This window comes from uncultured Williamsia sp. (genome assembly GCF_947494875.1).
GTDB lineage: Bacteria > Actinomycetota > Actinomycetes > Mycobacteriales > Mycobacteriaceae > Williamsia_A.
Window position 1 is genome coordinate 1 of sequence record NZ_CANLWM010000013.1, and the last position, 1,365, is coordinate 1,365.

General features: G+C 68.7%; 1 protein-coding gene. It reads left to right on the forward strand.

Annotated features, from left to right (window positions below):
• Positions 1 to 266 precede the first annotated feature (266 nt).
• Positions 267 to 1,340 (forward strand): IS110 family transposase, encoded by a 1,074-nt coding sequence (locus tag Q1A98_RS22320; protein ID WP_299577637.1) that lies wholly within the window; start codon positions 267 to 269, stop codon positions 1,338 to 1,340.
• Positions 1,341 to 1,365: the final 25 nt, after the last annotated feature.

Below are 1,365 nucleotides of genomic sequence, written 5' to 3' on the forward strand. Positions count from 1 at the left end.
AGTTTTGGCCCAGTGATACTCGAGGGGCCTGGTTCGTGGGTCGGTCTGGCTCATTTTGGCCCTGACACCACCCGGTGGTTGTCCTTCGAGCGATCGGTCGGCTGGCTCTCGGACCGGGCGCATCGTCCGGGGCCGTGAGCATGCTCCCGGCCGGTCCGGGTGTGGCTTGATAGGAGCCTGACGACACACGGCAATGTCTCGTCACTGGTCTGTCCACCCGGCCCGACCGGTCGCGTGTGGCCCACCTCCTATCCCAAAGGTGACCCATGGCCAGCATGACAAAACCAGCGTCGGAAAGCAGCCTCGACGCCGTCTACGTCGGGATCGACACCCACAAGTATGTTCACCACGCCGCGCTGATCGACCCCCTCGGCCGGCACCTGACCGATCGCCCCTTCGACGCCACCACCGCCGGCTATCAGGCGCTGATCGACTGGATCGCCGACCACCAGGTGACCGCGATCGGGGTGGAAGGCACCGGCAGCTACGGCACCGGACTGACCCACGCCCTGACCGCCGCCGGCCACACCGTGATCGACGTCGACCGCCCCGACCGCAAGGCCCGCCGCGCCAACGGCAAGTCCGACCCGGTCGACGCCTACGCCGCCGCCACCGCCGTCGCGGCCGGGCGCGCGAGCACCACACCCAAAACCCGCGACGGTGCGGTCGAGGCAATCCGGTTGGTACACAACGCCCGCCGCCAAGCCGTCACCATGCGCGCCACCGCGATCACCGAACTCAAAGCCGTCATCCTCACCACACCACCGCAGCTACGCGAACAGCTCGCACCCCTGACCCGGGCCGCGCTGATCACCCGCTGCCTGCGGCTGCGGCCCGACTCAACGGGCGACCGCGTGCTGTACGCCGCGAAACTCGCCCTGCGGTCCACCGCCCGCCGCATCACCACACTCACCACCGAGATCGACGAGCTGCAACGTGAGCTCGAGGACCTGCTGCACCCCGTCGCCGAAGGCCTGCTGGCTCTGCCCGGCGTCGGCACCGACTCCGCCGCCCAGCTCCTCGTCGCGTTCGGCGACAACCCCGAGCGCATCACCACCGCCGCACAATTCGCCCACCTCTGCGGCGCTGCCCCGATCCACGCCTCCTCCGGCACCCGAGTCCGACACCGCCTCAACCGCGGCGGCAACCGTCAAGCCAACCGCGCCCTACACACCATCGTCACCACCAGGCTGCGCACCGATCAACGCACCCGCGCCTACCTCGCCAAACGCACCGCCGAAGGCAAAACCCGACGCGAGATCACCCGCTGCCTCAAACGCTATGTCGCCCGCGAAATCCACCACCACATCACCGCACCACATGCCCCGCTGGCGACTTGACTCTTATAGGAGCATCGCTCGGCGG